The sequence below is a fragment of the Rhodococcus sp. Q genome (assembly GCF_005503035.1).
In the GTDB taxonomy this organism is placed as follows: Bacteria; Actinomycetota; Actinomycetes; order Mycobacteriales; family Mycobacteriaceae; genus Rhodococcus_G.
In genome coordinates this window covers 110,440-128,223 of the sequence record NZ_SCOY01000010.1, presented here as the reverse complement: position 1 = coordinate 128,223, position 17,784 = coordinate 110,440, and the positions used below count along the sequence as shown (strand labels likewise).

19 protein-coding genes, 1 tRNA gene and 1 riboswitch are annotated in these 17,784 nt (G+C 69.4%); of the genes, 19 read left to right on the top strand and 1 reads right to left on the bottom strand.

Translation table 11 applies throughout. The features are described from left to right. Nucleotides 1–40 precede the first annotated feature (40 nt). The 19 genes from scpB to FFS72_RS26455 all read left to right on the top strand — a co-directional run bounded on the left by scpB (nucleotide 41) and on the right by FFS72_RS26455 (nucleotide 16,550). On the top strand, nucleotides 41–676 hold the full coding sequence (gene scpB / locus FFS72_RS13040) for an SMC-Scp complex subunit ScpB (protein ID WP_050064605.1): 636 nt from the start codon (nucleotides 41–43) through the stop codon (nucleotides 674–676). 53 nt (nucleotides 677–729) lie between these two features. Then, nucleotides 730–1,800 carry a pseudouridine synthase gene (locus FFS72_RS13035; RefSeq protein WP_137874323.1) on the top strand — a complete coding sequence of 357 codons (1,071 nt, stop codon included), beginning with the start codon at nucleotides 730–732 and terminating at the stop codon, nucleotides 1,798–1,800. A 32-nt stretch (nucleotides 1,801–1,832) separates the two neighbouring features. Beyond that, nucleotides 1,833–2,495, top strand: coding sequence for a (d)CMP kinase (gene cmk / locus FFS72_RS13030; protein WP_137874349.1), 663 nt, complete (start codon nucleotides 1,833–1,835; stop codon nucleotides 2,493–2,495). Next, on the top strand, nucleotides 2,492–3,928 hold the full coding sequence (gene der / locus FFS72_RS13025; protein WP_137874322.1) for a ribosome biogenesis GTPase Der: 1,437 nt from the start codon (nucleotides 2,492–2,494) through the stop codon (nucleotides 3,926–3,928). Before cmk ends, der begins: the two co-directional genes overlap by 4 nt. Before the next feature lie 99 nt (nucleotides 3,929–4,027). Further along, nucleotides 4,028–4,101: transfer RNA gene (locus FFS72_RS13020), tRNA-Pro, on the top strand. 273 nt (nucleotides 4,102–4,374) lie between these two features. Next, a complete protein-coding gene (gene thiD, locus FFS72_RS13015; protein ID WP_137874348.1) occupies nucleotides 4,375–5,184 on the top strand; it encodes a bifunctional hydroxymethylpyrimidine kinase/phosphomethylpyrimidine kinase in 810 nt (269 codons plus the stop codon). 17 nt (nucleotides 5,185–5,201) lie between these two features. Beyond that, nucleotides 5,202–5,879, top strand: coding sequence for an NUDIX hydrolase (locus tag FFS72_RS13010; protein ID WP_137874321.1), 678 nt, complete (start codon nucleotides 5,202–5,204; stop codon nucleotides 5,877–5,879). A gap of 37 nt (nucleotides 5,880–5,916) precedes the next feature. Further along, nucleotides 5,917–6,978 carry an SMP-30/gluconolactonase/LRE family protein gene (locus FFS72_RS13005; RefSeq protein ID WP_137874320.1) on the top strand — a complete coding sequence of 354 codons (1,062 nt, stop codon included), beginning with the start codon at nucleotides 5,917–5,919 and terminating at the stop codon, nucleotides 6,976–6,978. 130 nt (nucleotides 6,979–7,108) lie between these two features. Then, nucleotides 7,109–7,705: a cardiolipin synthase ClsA gene (gene clsA, locus FFS72_RS13000; protein ID WP_502704109.1), complete on the top strand. Its 597-nt coding sequence runs from the start codon at nucleotides 7,109–7,111 to the stop codon at nucleotides 7,703–7,705. Further along, nucleotides 7,702–8,577, top strand: coding sequence for a DUF881 domain-containing protein (locus FFS72_RS12995; RefSeq protein ID WP_137874319.1), 876 nt, complete (start codon nucleotides 7,702–7,704; stop codon nucleotides 8,575–8,577). The genes clsA and FFS72_RS12995 overlap by 4 nt, the downstream gene beginning before the upstream one ends. Next, the gene (locus FFS72_RS12990) at nucleotides 8,574–8,951 is read left to right on the top strand and encodes a small basic family protein (protein WP_050064481.1); all 378 of its coding nucleotides are present in this window, start codon (nucleotides 8,574–8,576) and stop codon (nucleotides 8,949–8,951) included. Before FFS72_RS12995 ends, FFS72_RS12990 begins: the two co-directional genes overlap by 4 nt. 2 nt (nucleotides 8,952–8,953) lie before the next feature. Further along, a complete protein-coding gene (locus FFS72_RS12985) occupies nucleotides 8,954–9,700 on the top strand; it encodes a DUF881 domain-containing protein (protein ID WP_050064480.1) in 747 nt (248 codons plus the stop codon). 70 nt (nucleotides 9,701–9,770) lie between these two features. Further along, nucleotides 9,771–10,175: a glycine cleavage system protein GcvH gene (gene gcvH / locus FFS72_RS12980; RefSeq protein ID WP_137874318.1), complete on the top strand. Its 405-nt coding sequence runs from the start codon at nucleotides 9,771–9,773 to the stop codon at nucleotides 10,173–10,175. Between the two features lie 176 nt (nucleotides 10,176–10,351). Then, nucleotides 10,352–10,828: a glycogen accumulation regulator GarA gene (gene garA / locus FFS72_RS12975; protein ID WP_050064478.1), complete on the top strand. Its 477-nt coding sequence runs from the start codon at nucleotides 10,352–10,354 to the stop codon at nucleotides 10,826–10,828. Next, nucleotides 10,828–11,571: a transcriptional regulator FtsR gene (gene ftsR / locus FFS72_RS12970; protein WP_137874317.1), complete on the top strand. Its 744-nt coding sequence runs from the start codon at nucleotides 10,828–10,830 to the stop codon at nucleotides 11,569–11,571. Before garA ends, ftsR begins: the two co-directional genes overlap by 1 nt. A 98-nt stretch (nucleotides 11,572–11,669) precedes the next feature. After that, nucleotides 11,670–12,143 (top strand): bifunctional nuclease family protein, encoded by a 474-nt coding sequence (locus FFS72_RS12965; protein ID WP_050064476.1) that lies wholly within the window; start codon nucleotides 11,670–11,672, stop codon nucleotides 12,141–12,143. 259 nt (nucleotides 12,144–12,402) lie between these two features. After that, a complete protein-coding gene (locus tag FFS72_RS12960) occupies nucleotides 12,403–13,023 on the top strand; it encodes a MerR family transcriptional regulator (protein WP_050064475.1) in 621 nt (206 codons plus the stop codon). 90 nt (nucleotides 13,024–13,113) lie between these two features. Then, nucleotides 13,114–13,208: riboswitch (glycine riboswitch) on the top strand. Nucleotides 13,209–13,366: 158 nt separating this feature from the next. Then, on the top strand, nucleotides 13,367–16,222 hold the full coding sequence (gene gcvP, locus FFS72_RS12955; protein ID WP_137874316.1) for an aminomethyl-transferring glycine dehydrogenase: 2,856 nt from the start codon (nucleotides 13,367–13,369) through the stop codon (nucleotides 16,220–16,222). A gap of 157 nt (nucleotides 16,223–16,379) precedes the next feature. After that, complete coding sequence (locus FFS72_RS26455) at nucleotides 16,380–16,550, top strand: hypothetical protein (protein ID WP_171018658.1); 171 nt, start codon at nucleotides 16,380–16,382, stop codon at nucleotides 16,548–16,550. Between the two features lie 62 nt (nucleotides 16,551–16,612). On the opposite strand, the gene FFS72_RS12950 is transcribed toward FFS72_RS26455, so the two are convergent. After that, complete coding sequence (locus tag FFS72_RS12950; protein ID WP_137874315.1) at nucleotides 16,613–17,779, bottom strand: metallophosphoesterase; 1,167 nt, start codon at nucleotides 17,777–17,779, stop codon at nucleotides 16,613–16,615. Nucleotides 17,780–17,784: the final 5 nt, after the last annotated feature.

Below are 17,784 nucleotides of genomic sequence, written 5' to 3'. Positions count from 1 at the left end.
GACCGACACGGTCGGGGACACCGTCTCGTTCGACGAAGCGATGGACGACGACGAACTCGAGTCGGCCCTCGAAGCTGTGCTTCTCGTCATAGATGCGCCCGCCGCGACGGAGGCGCTCGCGTCCGCGGTCGGCGAACCCCGGGCCCGGGTCGAGAAGACGCTGCGACGCATGTCGGGCGCATTGTCGGCGCGGCGCAGTGGAATCGACCTCCGGCGTGCCGCCGAGGGGTGGCGGTTCTACACCCGGAACGAGTACGCACCGTACGTGGAGCGGCTTCTGCTCGACGGCGCTCGGTCGAAGCTCACACGTGCAGCGTTGGAAACATTGGCTGTAGTTGCGTACCGTCAACCGTTGACCCGTGCACGGGTGAGCGCGGTGCGCGGAGTGAACGTCGACGGCGTCATGCGCACCCTCTTCGCCCGGGGTCTGATCGCGGAGGCAGGGACCGATCCCGACACCAACGCGACCACGTACGCGACGACCGAGCTGTTCCTCGAACGGCTCGGGTTGTCCTCACTGGCGGATCTGCCGCCGGTGGCACCGTTGCTGCCCGATGTCGACGTGATCGACGACATCAGCGAGGACGTGGAGTCCGACCCGCGTTTCGCACGACTGCGACGCGTGCAGCCGGACACAAAACCCGTCGTCGACACCAGTGTCGACGAGGACAATTGATCGAGTGAACGGTTCCGTTCACTCGAACGCTGAGAAGTGAACAGGAAAGAAAAGTGAACAGATCCGCTCGCCGTGATGGCACACCGGACAGGGGCAGGGGAAAGCCCGCCCGCAGCACGACAGGCAAGAAGGACGCTCCGCGCAGCGGCACGGGCGCGTCGCGCAGCGGCACCGGAGGCGCGCCGCGAACCGGCGCGGGTGCTCCGAAGAAGCCTCACCGCGGTCAGGCGGCCGCGGCAGGCGCCGCCGCTGGCGCCACCAACAAGCGTGGCAAGCCGAAGCAGTCGAAGCCGCAGCGCCAGCAGGTGCAGGGCACCCCGAAGATCAGCAACGCGAAGCCGGCTCGCCACCAGTACACCGACGGGGCCGCTCCGAAGCAGCTCGCCGCAGGTGAGGGTGTGCGCCTGCAGAAGGTGCTCGCGCAGGCAGGCGTCGCGTCGCGCCGCGCGGCCGAGGACCTCATCGACCAGGGGCGCGTCGAGGTCGACGGCCACATCGTGGTCGAGCAGGGCCTGCGGGTCGATCCCGAGAACGCCGTGGTCCGCGTGGACGGCGTTCGGGTCGTCGTGAAGAAGGACCTCGTGCACATCGCGCTGAACAAGCCGCGCGGTTGGCAGTCGACGATGTCCGACGACCTCGGTCGGCCGTGCATCGGCGACATCGTGTCCGAGCGGGTGTCCGCCGGACAGCGCCTGTTCCATGTCGGCCGCCTCGACGCCGACACCGAGGGACTGATCCTGCTGACCAACGACGGCGATCTCGCGCACCGGCTGATGCACCCGTCCTTCGAGGTGCCGAAGACGTACCTCGCAACGGTCAACGGCGTCGTCGACCGCAGCCTGGGCAAGAAGCTCAAGGCTGGCATCGAGCTCGAGGACGGTCCCGCGAAGGTCGACGCCTTCACGTTGCTCGACGTCAACGGCAAGCAGTCGCTGGTGAAGCTCGTCTTGCACGAGGGTCGCAAGCACATCGTCCGCCGCCTCCTCGACGCCGCCGGGCACCCGGTCGTGCGGCTGGTCCGCACCGACATCGGTGCCGTCGCGCTCGGTGACGGGCGCCCCGGAACCCTGCGGGTGCTGGGCCGCGGCGAGGTCGGCAGCCTGTACCAGGCGGTCGGTCTGTGAGCGAGGACGTGACCACGCCACTCGTCGTGGCGATGGACGGGCCCTCCGGCACCGGAAAGTCGAGCGTGTCCCGTCGACTCGCCGACGCGCTCGCCGCTCGCTACCTCGACACCGGCGCCATGTACCGGATCGCGACGCTGAACGTGCTGCGCTCCGGGGTCGACGTCGACGACGCCGATGCGGTGTCGGCCGCGACCGAGGCGCTCGTCCTGTCGGTCGGAACCGATCCGTCTTCGGACCGCGTTCTGCTCGCCGGTGAGGACGTCACCGACGAGATCCGCGGCGGGGCCGTCACCGCGGCCGTGTCCGCGGTGTCCGCGGTTCCACGAGTACGTGAGCTTCTCGTCGACAAGCAGCGTGAGTTCATCGCGCAGCATCCGCGAATCGTCGTGGAGGGACGCGACATCGGGACCGTCGTCCTGCCGAACGCGGATGTGAAGATCTACCTCACGGCGTCGGCCGAGGCCCGCGCCCAGCGCCGCAACGCGCAGAACGTCGCGGAAGGCCGCGGCGACGACTACAAGGCCGTGCTCGCCGACGTGCAGCGCCGCGACCACCTCGACTCGACCCGTGCGGTCTCGCCGCTGCGACCCGCCGACGACTCGGTGCTCGTGGACACCAGCGAAATCGGAATCGACGACGTGATCGCCCGGCTGCTGATGGTGGTTCGGGACAGAACTGGAGTGGTGCAGTGAGCGACGAGTTCGAATTCGGCGGCGACGCCTATGCCGGTGACGGCATCTGGAGCGAGGAATCCGACTGGGAGATCGCCGATCTCGAGTCCGGAGACGAGGGCGAGGAGCACATCGCCGTCCCAACCCTCGCGATCGTCGGCCGCCCCAACGTGGGCAAGTCGACGCTGGTGAACCGCATCATCGGCCGCCGTGAGGCTGTCGTCGAGGACATCCCCGGCGTCACCCGCGACCGCGTGTCGTACGAGGCGAACTGGGCCGGACGTCGATTCATGGTGCAGGACACCGGTGGCTGGGAGCCCGACGCGAAGGGACTGCAGCAGTCGGTGGCCCGGCAGGCCGAACTGGCGATGCGGACCGCGGACGCGATCATCCTGGTGGTGGACGGCGTCGTCGGCGCCACCGCCACCGACGAGGCGGTGGCCAAGGTGCTGCGCCGCTCGAAGACCCCGGTCCTGTTGGTGGCCAACAAGGTTGACGACGAGCGCACCGAGGCCGAAGCGGCGGCCCTGTGGTCCCTCGGGCTCGGTCAGCCGTACGCGGTCAGCGCCATCCACGGCCGCGGTACCGGTGACCTCCTCGACGAGGTGCTCGCCGTGCTGCCGGAGACGCCGCGTGAGGGCACCGGTGGCCAGGGACCGCGCCGTGTCGCGCTGGTCGGCAAGCCGAACGTCGGCAAGTCCAGCCTGATCAACAAGCTGTCCGGCGACGAGCGTTCCGTGGTGCACGACGTCGCGGGCACCACCGTCGACCCCGTCGACTCGCTCGTCGAGCTCGGTGGCAAGGTGTGGCGGTTCGTCGACACCGCGGGACTGCGCCGCAAGGTCAGTCACGCCAGTGGGCACGAGTTCTACGCGTCGCTGCGCACCAAGTCGGCGATCGAGGCCGCCGAGGTCGCGATCCTGCTGATCGACGCGTCGCAGCCGATCACGGAGCAGGACCTGCGGGTGCTGTCGATGGTCGCCGAGACCGGTCGTGCGCTGGTGCTGGCGTTCAACAAGTGGGATCTCGTCGACGAGGACCGCCGGTTGATGTTGGAGAAGGAGATCGACCGGGAACTGGTGCGGGTGCCGTGGGCGCAGCGCGTCAACATCTCGGCCCACACCGGTCGCGCCGTGCAGAAGCTGGTCCCCGCGCTGGAGACGGCACTGGAGTCGTGGGACAAGCGGGTGCCGACGGGTCGCCTCAACAACTGGCTCAAGGAGGTCGTCGCGGCGACCCCGCCGCCGATGCGTGGAGGCCGGTTGCCGCGGATCATGTTCGCGACACAAGCGAGCACGCGGCCGCCGACGTTCGTGTTGTTCACCTCGGGATTCCTCGAGGCGGGCTACCGCCGGTTCCTCGAGCGCCGACTTCGCGAGGAGTTCGGTTTCGACGGCAGTCCGGTCCGCGTCTCGGTGCGTGTACGCGAGAAGCGGGACCGCAAGAAGCGCTGACCGCCCGGACCCGCTGACCCCGGACAAGGTGCGTGACCTGCCGATTCGCTCTTCCGAGTGCCACTGATGTAATCTTTGCGAGCGCCCGAAAGAGCGCGGCGGGCTGTGGCGCAGCTTGGTAGCGCACCTGACTGGGGGTCAGGTGGTCGCAGGTTCAAATCCTGTCAGCCCGACGCAGAAACCCCGGTGAGAAGAAATTCTCACCGGGGTTTCTTCGTGTACGGGGCTGCGCTGCGCAGAGCCGGTTCGGTGGAGCGCAGTGCGATCCGATTCGCACGAATGTCCTTGCCTGCACACAGTGTTCGTGAGTCGTGCCTGGACGGTGCGACGGGGGATCGGGGCCGCGAGCAGGTCCTCGGTCGGCGACCGTGTCGGACGACTATTCTCGTCAACGGGCGCCGTCCCGGTGGAGGGGCGCGCTGAACATGTTCTCGAAGGAGCTCCTCGTGGTCGACCTCGCCTATGTCATCGCCGGATCGGAAGCGACCGGTGGCGCCGGCCTGCAGGTCGACCTCAAGACTTTCCAGGAGCTCGGCGTCTACGGCGTCGGCACCGTCACCTGCATCGTCTCCTTCGACCCGAAGGCCGGCTGGGGGCACCGCTTCGTCCCGATCGCGCCCGACGTCATCGCCGACCAGATCGAGGCGGCGACCGCCGCGCACGACCTCGACGTCGTCAAGATCGGCATGCTCGGTACCCCCGACACCATCGAGGTCGTTGCAGACGGACTGCGTCGCCAGTCGTGGCGGCACGTCGTGCTCGATCCGGTGCTCATCTGCAAGGGGCAGGAACCCGGAGCCGCACTCGACACCGACACCGCCCTGCGCGAGCAGATTCTTCCGCTGGCCACCGTGGTGACCCCGAACCTGTTCGAGGCACGCACCCTCGCGGGCATGGAGTCGATCGGCTCCGTCGACGACCTCGTCGAAGCCGCGCGCCGCATCCACGACCTCGGACCCGCGCACGTGATCGCCAAGGGTGGTGTCGAACTCCCCGGCGACGATGCCGTCGACGTCCTGTTCGACGGCAGCGAGGTGACGATCCTGCGTGCACCCAAGGTCGGGCAGGAACGCGTCTCCGGCGCGGGCTGCACGCTCGCCGCCGCGGTGACGGCGGAACTGGCCAAGGGTGCGGAAATCGAGTCCGCGGTGGAGTTCGCGAAGGAGTTCGTCACCGCCGGAATCGCCGGACGCATCGGTGCCCGCACCCCGTTCGACAGTGTCTGGCAGGGCGCCTACGTCGACGCCCTCGCCTGAGCGGCTACCGTCGGGGAATGGAACCCCACCAGCCGACCACGAGGGACGAGGATCCGACCTCGGCGCCGCCGAGCGATCCCGGTCCGAGCCTGACCCGTGATGAGTGCGCCGCCAGGGTTTCGGCGTTCGACCGGATCGCGGTCCCCGACACCGGAACCCGCCGTGCCGCAGTCGCGCTCGCCGTCATCACCGACGACGCGGGATCCCGGCTGCTGCTGACGCGACGGCAACCCCGCATGCGGGCACACGCCGGCCAGTTCGCGCTCCCCGGCGGCAGCATCGACCCCGGGGAGACGCCCGAGATGGCGGCGGTGCGGGAGCTGGAGGAGGAAGTCGGCGTCGTCGCGGGAGCGGATTCCGTGCTCGGACTGCTCGACGACTACGTCACGCGATCCGGCTACGTGATCACCCCGGTCGTGGTGTGGATCGGCCGCCCGAACGCCCCCATCGTTCCGAACGCGGGTGAAGTGGCGGTGGTGTTCGAGGTGACCATGGGTGAGGTCGACGTCGATCCGCTGATCCAACCGGTTCCCGGTATGCCCGACGACGCGCCGCCGTATCTTCGCTGGCCGTTCCGCGGCGGCGCCATGTTCGCACCGACGGCCGCGCTGATCCACCAGTTCCGCGAGGTCGTGATCCACGGACGCGACACCCGTGTCGCTGAGTACGCGCAGCCGGATTTCGCGGCCAAGTAGTCGCGGGCGCAGTCCACCAGGGGCTACCGTTGCCGTCATGGGACCGCTCCGTCGCGCCCTCACCCGCCTCGACCGCACCGGCGTGGAGCCGGTCGCGTGGAAACCGCCGCCCGCGCCCCGGGAGACATCAGGTCCCGCAGCCGATTTCGACACTGTCGAAAGGTGGCCACTCCCTGGATCGACGGGACCGGAGGACGTCGCCGTCGACAGTGAAGGCCGGGTCGTCTCCGGTACCGACGACGGTGCGATCTGGCGGTTCGACGGCCCGGGCAGCGTCACCCGGATCGCCGACACCGGAGGCCGGCCGCTCGGCATCGAGGTTCTCGCCGACGGCCGCTACCTCATGTGTGATGCCGATCGCGGGCTGCTCCGTGTCGACGACAGCGGTCGTGTCGACGTTCTGACCGACACCGCGGCGGGATCGCCACTGCTCCTCTGCAACAACGCCGCCGTCGACTCTGCCGGAGTCGTCTATTTCACCGACTCGTCTGCCCGCTTCCGCCTCGCAGAGCACCGACTCGACGCGATCGAACACTCGGGCACCGGTCGCCTGATCCGATTCGATCCTGCCACCGGTGACACCGACGTCCTGCTCACCGGGCTGCAGTTCGGGAACGGGGTCGGCCTTGCCGCCGACGAGTCGTACGTGCTCGTAGCGGAGACCGCCGGTTACGCGATCCGCCGCGTCGACCTGCGCGGCCCCACCGCCGGTACCGCGACGACGTGGGTGGACAACCTGCCCGGCTTCCCCGACAACATCGCCTCCCAGACCGATGGCGGCATCTTCTGGGTGGCGCTGTACAGCCCACGGCTGTCCGTGCTGGACCGCTTGGCCCCGTACCCCGCCCTGCGGATCGTCGCCGCCAACCTCCCGGACCGGCTAGCGCCGCAACCCATCCTGCGCGGCCGGGTGCTCGGGTTCGACGGGGACGGGACGGTCGTGCACGACCTGCGTGGCGACCGTGACAGCTACGCGCCGGTCACGGGTGTCCGCGAGGCGAACGGCTGGCTGTACCTCGGCAGTCTCTCCTCCGACGCGGTCGCGCGGATGCCCGTGCCGAAGGCCGCCCACCTCCCGACGGCCGGCACCGACGTGTGACAGGCTTGCTCCGATGCCGGCCGGCGCGGACCGGCCCACGAGCATGGGAGTGACAGTGGACAGCGGTGACCGGTCGCGTACCGAGCCGGCGGCGGGGGAGGGTGCCGAGGCGGGGTCTGAGGAGTTGGTCGTGACCGACCGGGTTCTGACCGTGCCGAACATCCTCAGCCTGCTCCGGCTGATCGGCGTTCCGGTGTTCGCGTACCTGCTTCTGGGGCCGCAGGCCGACGGGTGGGCGCTGGCGATCCTCATGCTCAGCGGCTTCACCGACTGGGCGGACGGCAAGCTCGCGCGGCTGCTGAACCAGATGTCGACGCTCGGCGGTGTGCTCGACCCCCTCGTCGACCGGCTCTACGTCGTGACCACGCTGGTCGCGTTCGCGATCCGGGACATGATCCCGTGGTGGGTGGCATTGCTCCTGATCGGCCGCGACCTGATCCTCGCTGTCAGCCTGCAGGTCTACCGGCGCCGCGGCCTGCCTCCGCCGTCGGTGATGTATCTGGGCAAGGCGGCGACGTTCGCGTTGATGATCGCGATGCCGCTCGTGCTGGCGGCACAGGGGGACTGGGCTATCGCGTCCACCGCGAACGCCCTCGGATATGCGCTCCTCGTGTGGGGCACCGCGCTCTACGTGTGGACGGGTGCGCTGTACCTGCTCGCCGCCCGCAACATCGCCCGCGAGGTCCCCGTCCCCGGGCGCTCCGACCTGCGAGCGGAATCGCCGTGAGCGGGAACGGCGCGGACGCCCCGACCGGCGTCAGGCGAAATCCGACGCCGTCGCTGCTCACGGCGCTCCTGGCAGAGGGGCTCGACCCCGGGTACGCCGCGGCCGCCGAGGATCGTGAACGTGACCACGCGCTGCACCGGCCGCTCCACGCGACCGCGTGGTGCGCGGGCGGCGCCTTGGTCCTCGGGCTGATCTTCGGTGTCGCCTACGCCGAGGCGTCGGACCGGGCGCCCGGAACGGACCAGGTGCGCAGCGACATCCTCACGCAGGTCGACGCCGCCGAAGCGCGCGGCGCCGACCTGGCCGCGACGCGGGACGACCTGCTCGCCCGAACCGATGCCGCGCGCACCTCGGCGCTCGCGGGCGACGCCGACGGTGCGGCCGTCCTGGGCCGGATCGAGACCCTGGAGCAGGACGCCGCACTCACCCCCGTCCACGGTCCCGGGATCACCGTCACCCTCAGCGATCCCGCCGCGCGGCCGGACCTGTCCGACCGGTCCCGTCCCGGCGCCGGCGCGAATCCCGTCATCATCGACCGTGACCTGCAGGCCGTGGTGAACGGGTTGTGGAACTCCGGCGCCGAGGCCGTCGCCGTCGGGAACGTGAGGGTGGGTCCGGGCGTGACGATCCGGCAGGCCGGCGGCGCGATGCTCGTGGACAATCAGCCGGTGCCGTCGCCGTACGTGGTGTCGGCGATCGGACAGCCGTCACGACTGCAGACCGGGTTCGTCGTCAGTGACGCCTACCTGCGCATGTCCGGTGTCCAGCAGTTGTACGGCGTCGGATTCGGGATCGCCGAGAGCGACGACATCACGCTTCCGGCCGCAACGGCGCGGGAGATCAGGAACGCACGAGAAGTGGGGGGTCAGTGAAACCCGTCAAACCTGTCACCGCGGCCCGCAACGGCTACGCGATCTACGGTGTACTCGCGTTGGTCGCGGGCATCGTCGCGGGGATCGTGTTCCGGCCGCAGGTGCCGGACGCCATACAGCCGTATCTGCCGATCGCGGTCGTCGCGGCGCTCGACGCCGTGTTCGGTGGGCTGCGCGCCTACCTCGACGAGATCTTCGACGCGAAGGTCTTCGTCGTGTCCTTCGTGTTCAACGTCCTCGTCGCGGCACTGATCGTGTGGCTCGGCGACCAGTTGGGCGTCGGGACGCAGCTGTCCACCGCGATCATCGTCGTGCTCGGCATCCGCATCTTCGGCAACGCGGCGGCCTTGCGTCGCAGGCTGTTCGGGGCCTGACGATGGCCACCGAGGGCAAGCACGAATGGCACACCGAGACGCCCGCGTCTGCGCGCCGGTCGAAGGTGGTGTTCGGGCTCCTCGCCGCGCTGTTGATGGCGGCGCTCGGTGTCGCCATCGCGACCCAGGTGCGTGACACCGGTTCCGGCGACACGCTCGATTCGGCCCGGCCCGCCGATCTGCTGGTCATCCTCGACAACCTCGGACAGCGGGAAGCGGTACTGCGACAGGAGATCGCGACGCTGCAGGACACCTTGGCGACGCTGCAACGTAGCGGCGGTGGCTCCGAGGCGGCGCTCGCAGAGGCCAACGCCCGGTTGTCCGCACTCTCCATCCAGGTGGGCGCCGCGCCTGCGACGGGTCCGGGGGTCGTGCTCACCGTCACCGACCCGGCGGGAGGTGTCGGCTCCGAGGTGATCTTGGACATGATCCAGGAACTGCGCGCCGCGGGCGCCGAGTCCATCGAGGTGACCGGGAACGGTACGCCGCCGATCCGGGTGGGTGTCGACTCCTGGGTGCGGGGCACCGCCGGAAACCTGCAGCTCGACGGGCAGAAACTGTCCGCGCCTTACACCGTCACCGCGATCGGTGACCCGCCCACGCTCGCGGCGGCGCTGAACATCCCCGGTGGTGTCGTCGACACCGTGGCCCGCAGCGGTGGCAGGGTGACGGTCGAACAATCGGAGCAGGTCACGACCGCCGCCTTGCGAGAGGTGAAACCACGCCAATACGCTCAGCCAGGAAACTGAACATCCGTCCTCGTACAGCGCGCAGGCGTTGCCGAGGCGAGTACCACCTGTTCTTCGAAAGGACCTCACGGTGAGCGAGACCAACATCCCGGCCGAACTGCGTTACACGGCGGAGCACGAGTGGGTGCAGCGGACGGGATCGACGACGGTGCGCGTCGGCATCACCGACTTCGCGCAGTCCCAGCTCGGCGACGTGGTGTTCGTCCAGCTGCCCGCCGTCGACGACGAGACCACCGCAGGTGAGTCCTTCGGTGAGGTGGAGTCCACCAAGAGCGTTTCCGACATCTACTCCCCGCTGAACGCGAAAGTCGTTGCCGCGAACGGGGATCTGGATTCCGCCCCGGAGCTGGTGAATTCGGCGCCGTACGGCGGCGGGTGGCTGGTCGAACTCGAGGTCGCCGACGAGCCCGCGCTCGATGCCGCACTCGCTGCGATGCTCGACCCCGATGCGTACCGGGAGCTGACCGGGGAGTGATCCCGACCCGCCCCGCACTGCGAGCGCCTACGCGGACAGGCGCTCGCAGGGTACGGTCGAGTACAAGGTCATTCGCCGTGTCGGGGCGCAGATCCGCATCGGTTGTGATTGTGTCTACAGATTCGTTCGGGTCTCCGCTCGGGGCTTCCCGGATATCGGACTGAGGAGGAGAAACGGTGAGCGACAACGACAGCGACGCGGTCTACGGGGAGACCCCCGCCGAGACCACGTCTGTTTTCCGAGCGGATTTCCTCAGCGACCTGGACGGCACCGCCGCGCCGACCGAACAGCCCGTCTCCGGCGTCGAGGGCCTGCCCTCCGGTTCCGCACTGCTGGTCGTCAAGCGTGGCCCCAATGCCGGTTCGCGGTTCCTGCTCGACCACCCGACGACCTCGGCGGGTCGGCACCCCGACAGCGACATCTTCCTCGACGACGTGACGGTCTCGCGTCGGCACGCCGAGTTCCGGCGCGAACAGAGCGAATTCCAGGTCGTCGACGTGGGAAGCCTCAACGGCACGTACGTCAACCGGGAGCCGGTGGATTCGGCCACGCTCGCGAACGGCGACGAGGTGCAGATCGGCAAGTTCCGGCTGGTGTTCCTGACCGGGCCGCGCGCGGCGGCCGGCGACTCACCTGCGGGTGCGGGCAGCTGATGACCGCGGTCGGGCAGCGGAGCCAGGGTTCGGGAGGGATGTCCATCGGCTCCGTCCTGGACCGGCTCCGCCCCGAGTTCCCGGATGTGACGATCTCGAAGATCCGCTTCCTGGAGGCGGAAGGGCTCATCAGTCCGGAACGGACGCCGTCGGGCTACCGACGGTTCTCGATCGCCGACTGCGAGCGGCTGCGCTATGTGCTCACCGCGCAGCGTGACCAGTACCTGCCGCTCAAGGTGATCAAGGAGCAGCTCGAGGCGATCGACAGCGGCGCTGCCGTCGTCGGAGCGCCCGACTCGGCACCACGCCGCCCGCGGGTCCTGACGGTGGCACCCGGTGAGGTGTCTCCCGAGGAGTTCCGGACGGACCGTGAGGTGCGGGTCAGCCGGAGTGACCTGCTGGCACGTTCGGGCGTCGACGAGGGCTTCCTCACCGAGCTGATCCGGGCGGGGCTGATCGTTCCCGGTTCCGCGGGCTTCTTCGACGAGGACGCCGTCACCCTCGCCCGCACGGCGAGGGCGATGTCCGGCTTCGGTCTCGAGGCCCGGCACCTTCGTGCGTTCAAACTCGCCGCCGATCGTGAGGCCGGGCTGGTCGCGCAGATCGCCGGGCCGGTGGCGAAGGGCCGCGACGCGGGCGCCCGCGACCGGGCGGAGGAGATGGTGCGTGAACTGGCCGCACTGTCCCTCACCCTGCACACCTGCCTCGTGAAGGCGGCTGTTCGCGGGGCGCTCGACCGCTGAGTGCGGCGGCTCCGCGATGTCCGTGCGCGTACGGGCACGGGTTCTCACATCGGCATAGAATCGGTCGAAGCAACGGTTTTTCACGGGAGGCGGGCGCGATGAGTGAGATGCGTGTGATCGGGATTCGCGTCGAGCAACCGCAGAATTCGCCCGTCCTCCTGCTGCGGGAAGCGGACGGCGACCGATACCTGCCGATCTGGATCGGTCAGACCGAGGCCACTGCCATCGTGCTCGAACAGCAGGGAGTCGAGCCGGCACGCCCCCTGACGCACGACCTGATCACCACGTTGATCGGGGCGCTGGGGCATCGTCTGATCGAGGTTCGGATCGTCGACCTGCAGGAGGGGACGTTCTACGCGGACCTGGTGTTCGACCAGAACGTCACTGTTTCGGCGCGGCCGTCCGACTCGGTTGCCATCGCGCTGCGGGCGGGGGTTCCCATCTACGCCGAGGAAGCCGTTCTCGCGGAGGCCGGGTTGGTGATGCCCGATGAACGCGAGGACGAGGTCGAGAAGTTCAAGGAGTTCCTCGAGTCGGTTTCGCCCGACGACTTCAAGGCCACCGACGGCTGACGCGTGGTACCGCTGCGCTCGGCCAGGTCACGATTGTGAACCACTTGGTCTCGATAGCGTCTCGTCTACGTAAAGTCAGCTAAAGCGGGGCTAAGCTTTGAACGTTTTGGGCGTGTTGCGTTGACCGCATGAACCTCGACCCATACCGTCGGGCCGACATGAATACGCACCATGTGATTCACCGGGGCGTACGCTGAGAATTCCAGGCGTAGGCCGAGGGGATCCACGGGTCGGTTTTCCGTGCGAGAGGGAGCAGGCAGTGGTAGATCAGCCGCAGGACGCGAATGTCGATCAGCGCGTCGATTCCGAGGCGCCAGTCGAGGCGGTCGAGGTACTCGACGCCCAGCCCGGACTGTTCCCCGACGATTCCATCCCCGACGAGCTCGTCGGCTACCGGGTTCCCATCGCGTGCCAGATCGCGGGGATCACCTACCGCCAGCTCGACTACTGGGCGCGGACGTCGCTGGTCGTCCCGTCGATCCGGGGCGCCGCGGGCTCGGGCAGCCAGCGCCTGTACTCGTTCAAGGACATCCTCGTCCTCAAGATCGTCAAGCGACTCCTCGACACCGGGATCTCGCTGCAGAACATTCGGGTCGCGGTGGATCACCTGCGCAAGCGCGGCGTCGCGGACCTGGCGAAGATCACGCTGTTCTCCGACGGCACCACCGTGTACGAGTGCACGTCGCCGGAAGAGGTCGTCGACCTGCTCCAAGGTGGGCAGGGTGTGTTCGGTATCGCCGTCAGCGGTGCAATGCGGGAACTGACCGGCACGATCGCCGATTTCCCGGCCGAACGCGCCGACGGCGGCGAATCCGAGCAGAGCCCCGAGGACGAGCTGGCCTCGCGTCGCCGCAACCGCGGCAGCCGTCGCACCGGCTAGCCGAGGTTCCGCCCTGCCGGGGGACGGTGGCGCGTGCCACACGGACGGGTGCGGGTGATTCCGTGACGGTCGCATAGAATTGCGGTGCGTCGTCGCCGCGCGGGAGAGCTCCGGACCGAGGTCCGGACGCCGAAGGAGCAGCACCTCCCCGTCAATCTCTCAGGCACCCGGACCGTGCGGGCATCGGCGCCTCTGGAAAGCGGTGGGAGAACCCACCCGCCCACGGGGAAAGGGATCGGCAGCGCCGCCCCGAATCTCTCAGGCGCTCGGTACGAGCAGGCGACAGAGGGGGAGGAACACACCGCAGGCGCTGCGGTGTGGCCTCGAATCCCCGGGAGTCGCCTTGCCTGACCAGCCCACCTTCGACCCCGCCGATTTCGCCCTGCGGCACATCGGCCCGGACCACGCCGAACTCGAGCGCATCCTGCACGTGATCGGTGTCGACACCCTCGACACCCTCGCCGAGAAGGCGATCCCCGGCAGCATCCTCGACGCCGTGACCGACGGCGTCAGCGCGGGCCTGGACACGCTGCCCGCAGCGGTGTCCGAACACGAGGTGCTCGCGGAGCTGGCGGCACTCGCGGAACGGAACACCGTCGCGACGTCGATGATCGGTCTCGGCTACTACGACACCCTCACGCCGCCGGTGCTGGTGCGGAACCTGATCGAGAACCCGGCCTGGTACACCGCGTACACGCCGTACCAGCCCGAGATCAGTCAGGGCAGGCTCGAGGCCCTCATCAACTTCCAGACGATGGTCTCCGACCTGACCGGCATGGAGGTCGCGAACTCGTCGATGCTCGACGAGGCCACCGCCGCCGCCGAGGCGATGACCCTCCTGCGCCGCGCCGGACGTTCGAAGTCTCCGCGGTTCGTCGTCGACGCCGATCTGTTCCCGCAGACCCGCGCCGTCATCGAGACCCGCGCGACCCCGCTCGGCATCGAGGTCGTCGAGGCCGACCTGTCCCTGGGCCTGCCCGAGGGTGACTTCTTCGGCGTCCTCGCCCAGGTGCCCGGCGCATCGGGTCGCGTCGTCGACCATTCGTCGCTGATCTCCGCCGCACACGAGCGCGGCGCGCTCGTCGCCATCGGCGCCGACCTGCTCGCATTGACGCTGCTGACCCCGCCCGGGGAGATGGGCGCGGATGCCTGCTTCGGCACCACCCAGCGGTTCGGTGTCCCCATGGGATTCGGCGGCCCGCACGCCGGCTACCTCGCCGTCCACTCGAAGCACGCCCGCCAGCTGCCCGGCCGCCTCGTCGGTGTCTCCGTCGACGCCGACGGCGACAAGGCGTACAGGCTCGCGCTGCAGACCCGTGAACAGCACATCCGCCGCGAGAAGGCGACCTCGAACATCTGTACCGCGCAGGTGCTCCTCGCGGTCGTCGCCGCGATGTACGCGAGCTACCACGGCGCCGAGGGCCTGACCGCGATCGCCCGGCGCGTCAACGGGTACGCCCGCACTCTCGCCGCGGGCCTGCGCGCGGGCGGAATCGACGTGGTGCACACCGACTTCTTCGACACCGTGCTCGCCCGTGTGCCCGGTCGTGCCGACGACGTCGTCGCGGCCGCCAAGGGCTGGAACGTGAACCTGCGTCTCGTCGACGCGGATCATGTCGGCATCGCGTGCGACGAGGCGACCACCACCGCGCACCTGCAGTCGGTGCTTGCGGCATTCGGAGTGGCAGGCGATCTCGCAGGGGATGCGGCGGAGTCGATGCCGTCGGCGCTCGCCCGGACCTCGGAGTTCCTCACCCACCCCGCGTTCCGGAGCCACCGCACCGAGACCGCGATGATGCGCTACCTGCGCAAGCTGTCCGACAAGGACATCGCCCTCGACCGCAGCATGATTCCGCTCGGGTCGTGCACGATGAAGCTCAACGCGGCCGCCGAGATGGAGGCCATCACCTGGCCGCAGTTCAATTCGCTGCATCCGTTCGCACCCGCCGACGACACCGTCGGCATCCGCGGCCTCGTCGCCGACCTGGAGTCCTGGCTGGCGTCCGTCACCGGGTACGACCGGGTGAGCCTGCAGCCGAACGCAGGAAGCCAGGGCGAGTACGCGGGCCTGCTCGCGATCCGGAACTATCACCTCTCGCGCGGCGACGACCACCGCGACACCTGCCTGATCCCGTCGAGTGCGCACGGCACCAACGCCGCGTCCGCGGTGATGGCGGGAATGCGCGTCGAGGTCGTCGCGTGCCGTCCCAACGGCGACGTCGACCTCGACGACCTGCGGGCGAAGATCGCCGACCACGCCGAGCGTCTCGCGGCGATCATGATCACGTACCCGTCCACGCACGGCGTGTACGAGCACGAGGTCACCGAGATCTGCGCGGCCGTGCACGACGCGGGCGGTCAGGTGTACGTCGACGGCGCGAACCTCAACGCGCTCGTCGGTCTCGCTCGTCCCGGCCGGTTCGGCGGCGACGTCAGTCACCTGAACCTGCACAAGACGTTCTGCATCCCGCACGGCGGCGGTGGACCCGGCGTCGGGCCGGTCGCCGTCCGCGAGCATCTCGCCCCGTTCCTGCCCGGGCACCCGCTCGCGCCCGAGCTCGGCGACGGGCCGACGGTGTCCGCGGCGCCGTACGGCAGCGCCTCGATTCTCCCGATCACCTGGGCCTACATCCGCATGATGGGAGCCGCCGGGCTGCGGTCCGCGTCGTTGACGGCGATCGCGTCGGCCAACTACATCGCCCGCCGCCTCGACGAGCACTTCCCGGTGCTCTACACCGGCGACAACGGCATGGTCGCCCACGAGTGCATCATCGACCTGCGTCAGATCACCAAGGACACCGGCGTCACCGTCGACGATGTCGCAAAGCGTTTGGCGGACTACGGTTTCCACGCGCCGACCATGAGCTTCCCGGTTGCGGGCACCCTCATGATCGAACCGACGGAGTCCGAGAACCTGGCCGAGATCGACCGGTTCTGCGACGCGATGGTCTCGATCCGCCGCGAGATCGACCGCGTCGGTGCGGGGGAGTGGCCGGTGGAGGACAACCCGCTGCGCGGCGCCCCGCACACCGCGGCCTGCCTCGTCGGCGAGTGGGACCACCCGTACTCGCGAGAACTCGCGGTGTTCCCCGCGGGCACCGCGGACAAGATCTGGCCGCCGGTGCGTCGCATCGACGGCGCCCACGGCGACCGGAACCTGGTCTGTTCCTGCCCGCCGATCGAGGCCTTCAGCAGCTGACCTGCTCGGCAGCCGGACCACAACGTTCGTGAGCCGAGCTCACGAACGTTGTGGTCGGCGACGCCGGAGGGGGACGATGGTGCGGTGCCCGAAACCCGGGCCGTCCGCACGACCGAACGACCGGGACACGGGAAACCGCAATCCGGAGGTCGGGAAAATGCCTTCCACCATCCGCCGCGTCATCGCCGTGGCCGCCATGACCGTCGCTGTCGGCGCCATCGCCGCACCACCGGCCATGGCCAAGGAACGTCCGCTCGGAAACGGGTCGCTCGCCTTCTGCTTCGTCGTGCCGTTCCCGGGCTCCGCCGAACTCGAGTGGTGCCTCTGACGCCCACCCGTCGACACGACTGTGCCGTCCGGTCACTCCACCAGACCACACGGCATGTTCGGTCAGGTTGTGGTGAGCTCGATCAGGGTGATCTCCGGCGGTGACGCAACGCGCACCGGCGGGCCCCAGGCGCCTGCCCCGCGGCTGGTGTAGAGGACCGTGTCGCCGAAACGGTCGAGTCCGGTCACCGACGGCTGCTGCAGCGGCACCAGGTAGCCCAGCGGCCACATCTGCCCGCCGTGTGTGTGTCCGGACATCTGCAGGTCGACGCCCAGTTCCGCCGCCTCGAGCACCTGCGCGGGCTGGTGGGCGAGGAGCAGCACGGCGCGGTCCGGGTCGCGTCCCGCCAACGCGGCCTGCAGGTCCGGCTCGTACGGTGCCGGTGACGTGAGGTCGTGGATACCCGCGAGGTCCACGACGGCGTCGCCGCGCCGCAGTTCGACGCGGGAGTTGCGGAGCGTGTGGATTCCGAGGGTGTCCCACAGGTCGAGCCACCGTCCGCCGTCTCCGGCGTAGAACTCGTGGTTGCCGCTGACCCCGAACACGCCGAGCGGGGCGCTCAGGTCGGCGAGCGGCGCCAGGTCGGGACCGACCTTCGCGACGGTGCCGTCGACGAGGTCGCCGCCGAGCAACACCAGGTCGGGGTGTTCGGAATTCACGATGTCGACGATCTTGCGGGTGAATCCGATCCCGCGGGCCGGCCCGACGTGAACGTCGGTGACCAGGGCGATGCGGGTGCCCGCGAAATCGGCGGGCAGGCGCCGCAACGGAACTCGCACCCGAACGACCCGTGGCGTTGCCGCCTCCACGACGCCGTAGCCGGCCGAACCGATCGCCGCGAGCACGACCGCGGCCGTTGCGCCGCGCAGCACCCGCCGCCGGGTCGGGCCCGCCGCCTGTTCGGGGGATCCGGATTCGATCGGCGTGCGCCGCCGCCGTCGGATCAGTCCGGTGACCCCGGTGCCGATCGCGATGACGCCCAACCCCGCTGTGAGGTACAGCACCGCGGCGAGCCACACCCAGCCGACCGCGCCGGGCGGCCGAGCCCACGACGTCGCGAACACCTCACCGCTGCCGACGCCGACGAGTGCCAGCGCCCAGAGCACGATCAGGGCGGTGCCGACGGCGCGTCGCGCGACCGGCCCGAGTTCGGTCGGGCCGGTGAGCCTGCGAAACAGCCACCAGGTGAGAAGGGCGAGCAGAAGTCCGAAAACGGCGAGTCTGATCATCGAAT

Bases quoted from the DNA above. Each gene is read 5' to 3' on its own strand.
- FFS72_RS13005 (WP_137874320.1), top strand. From the start codon at position 5,917: ATGGGACCGCTCCGTCGCGCCCTCACCCGCCTCGACCGCACCGGCGTG.
- ftsR (WP_137874317.1), top strand. From the start codon at position 10,828: ATGACCGCGGTCGGGCAGCGGAGCCAGGGTTCGGGAGGGATGTCCATC.
- FFS72_RS12985 (WP_050064480.1), top strand. From the start codon at position 8,954: ATGGCCACCGAGGGCAAGCACGAATGGCACACCGAGACGCCCGCGTCT.
- FFS72_RS13010 (WP_137874321.1), top strand. From the start codon at position 5,202: ATGGAACCCCACCAGCCGACCACGAGGGACGAGGATCCGACCTCGGCG.
- FFS72_RS26455 (WP_171018658.1), top strand. From the start codon at position 16,380: ATGCCTTCCACCATCCGCCGCGTCATCGCCGTGGCCGCCATGACCGTC.
- scpB (WP_050064605.1), top strand. From the start codon at position 41: ATGGACGACGACGAACTCGAGTCGGCCCTCGAAGCTGTGCTTCTCGTC.
- cmk (WP_137874349.1), top strand. From the start codon at position 1,833: ATGGACGGGCCCTCCGGCACCGGAAAGTCGAGCGTGTCCCGTCGACTC.
- FFS72_RS12965 (WP_050064476.1), top strand. From the start codon at position 11,670: ATGAGTGAGATGCGTGTGATCGGGATTCGCGTCGAGCAACCGCAGAAT.
- FFS72_RS12950 (WP_137874315.1), bottom strand. From the start codon at position 17,779: ATGATCAGACTCGCCGTTTTCGGACTTCTGCTCGCCCTTCTCACCTGG.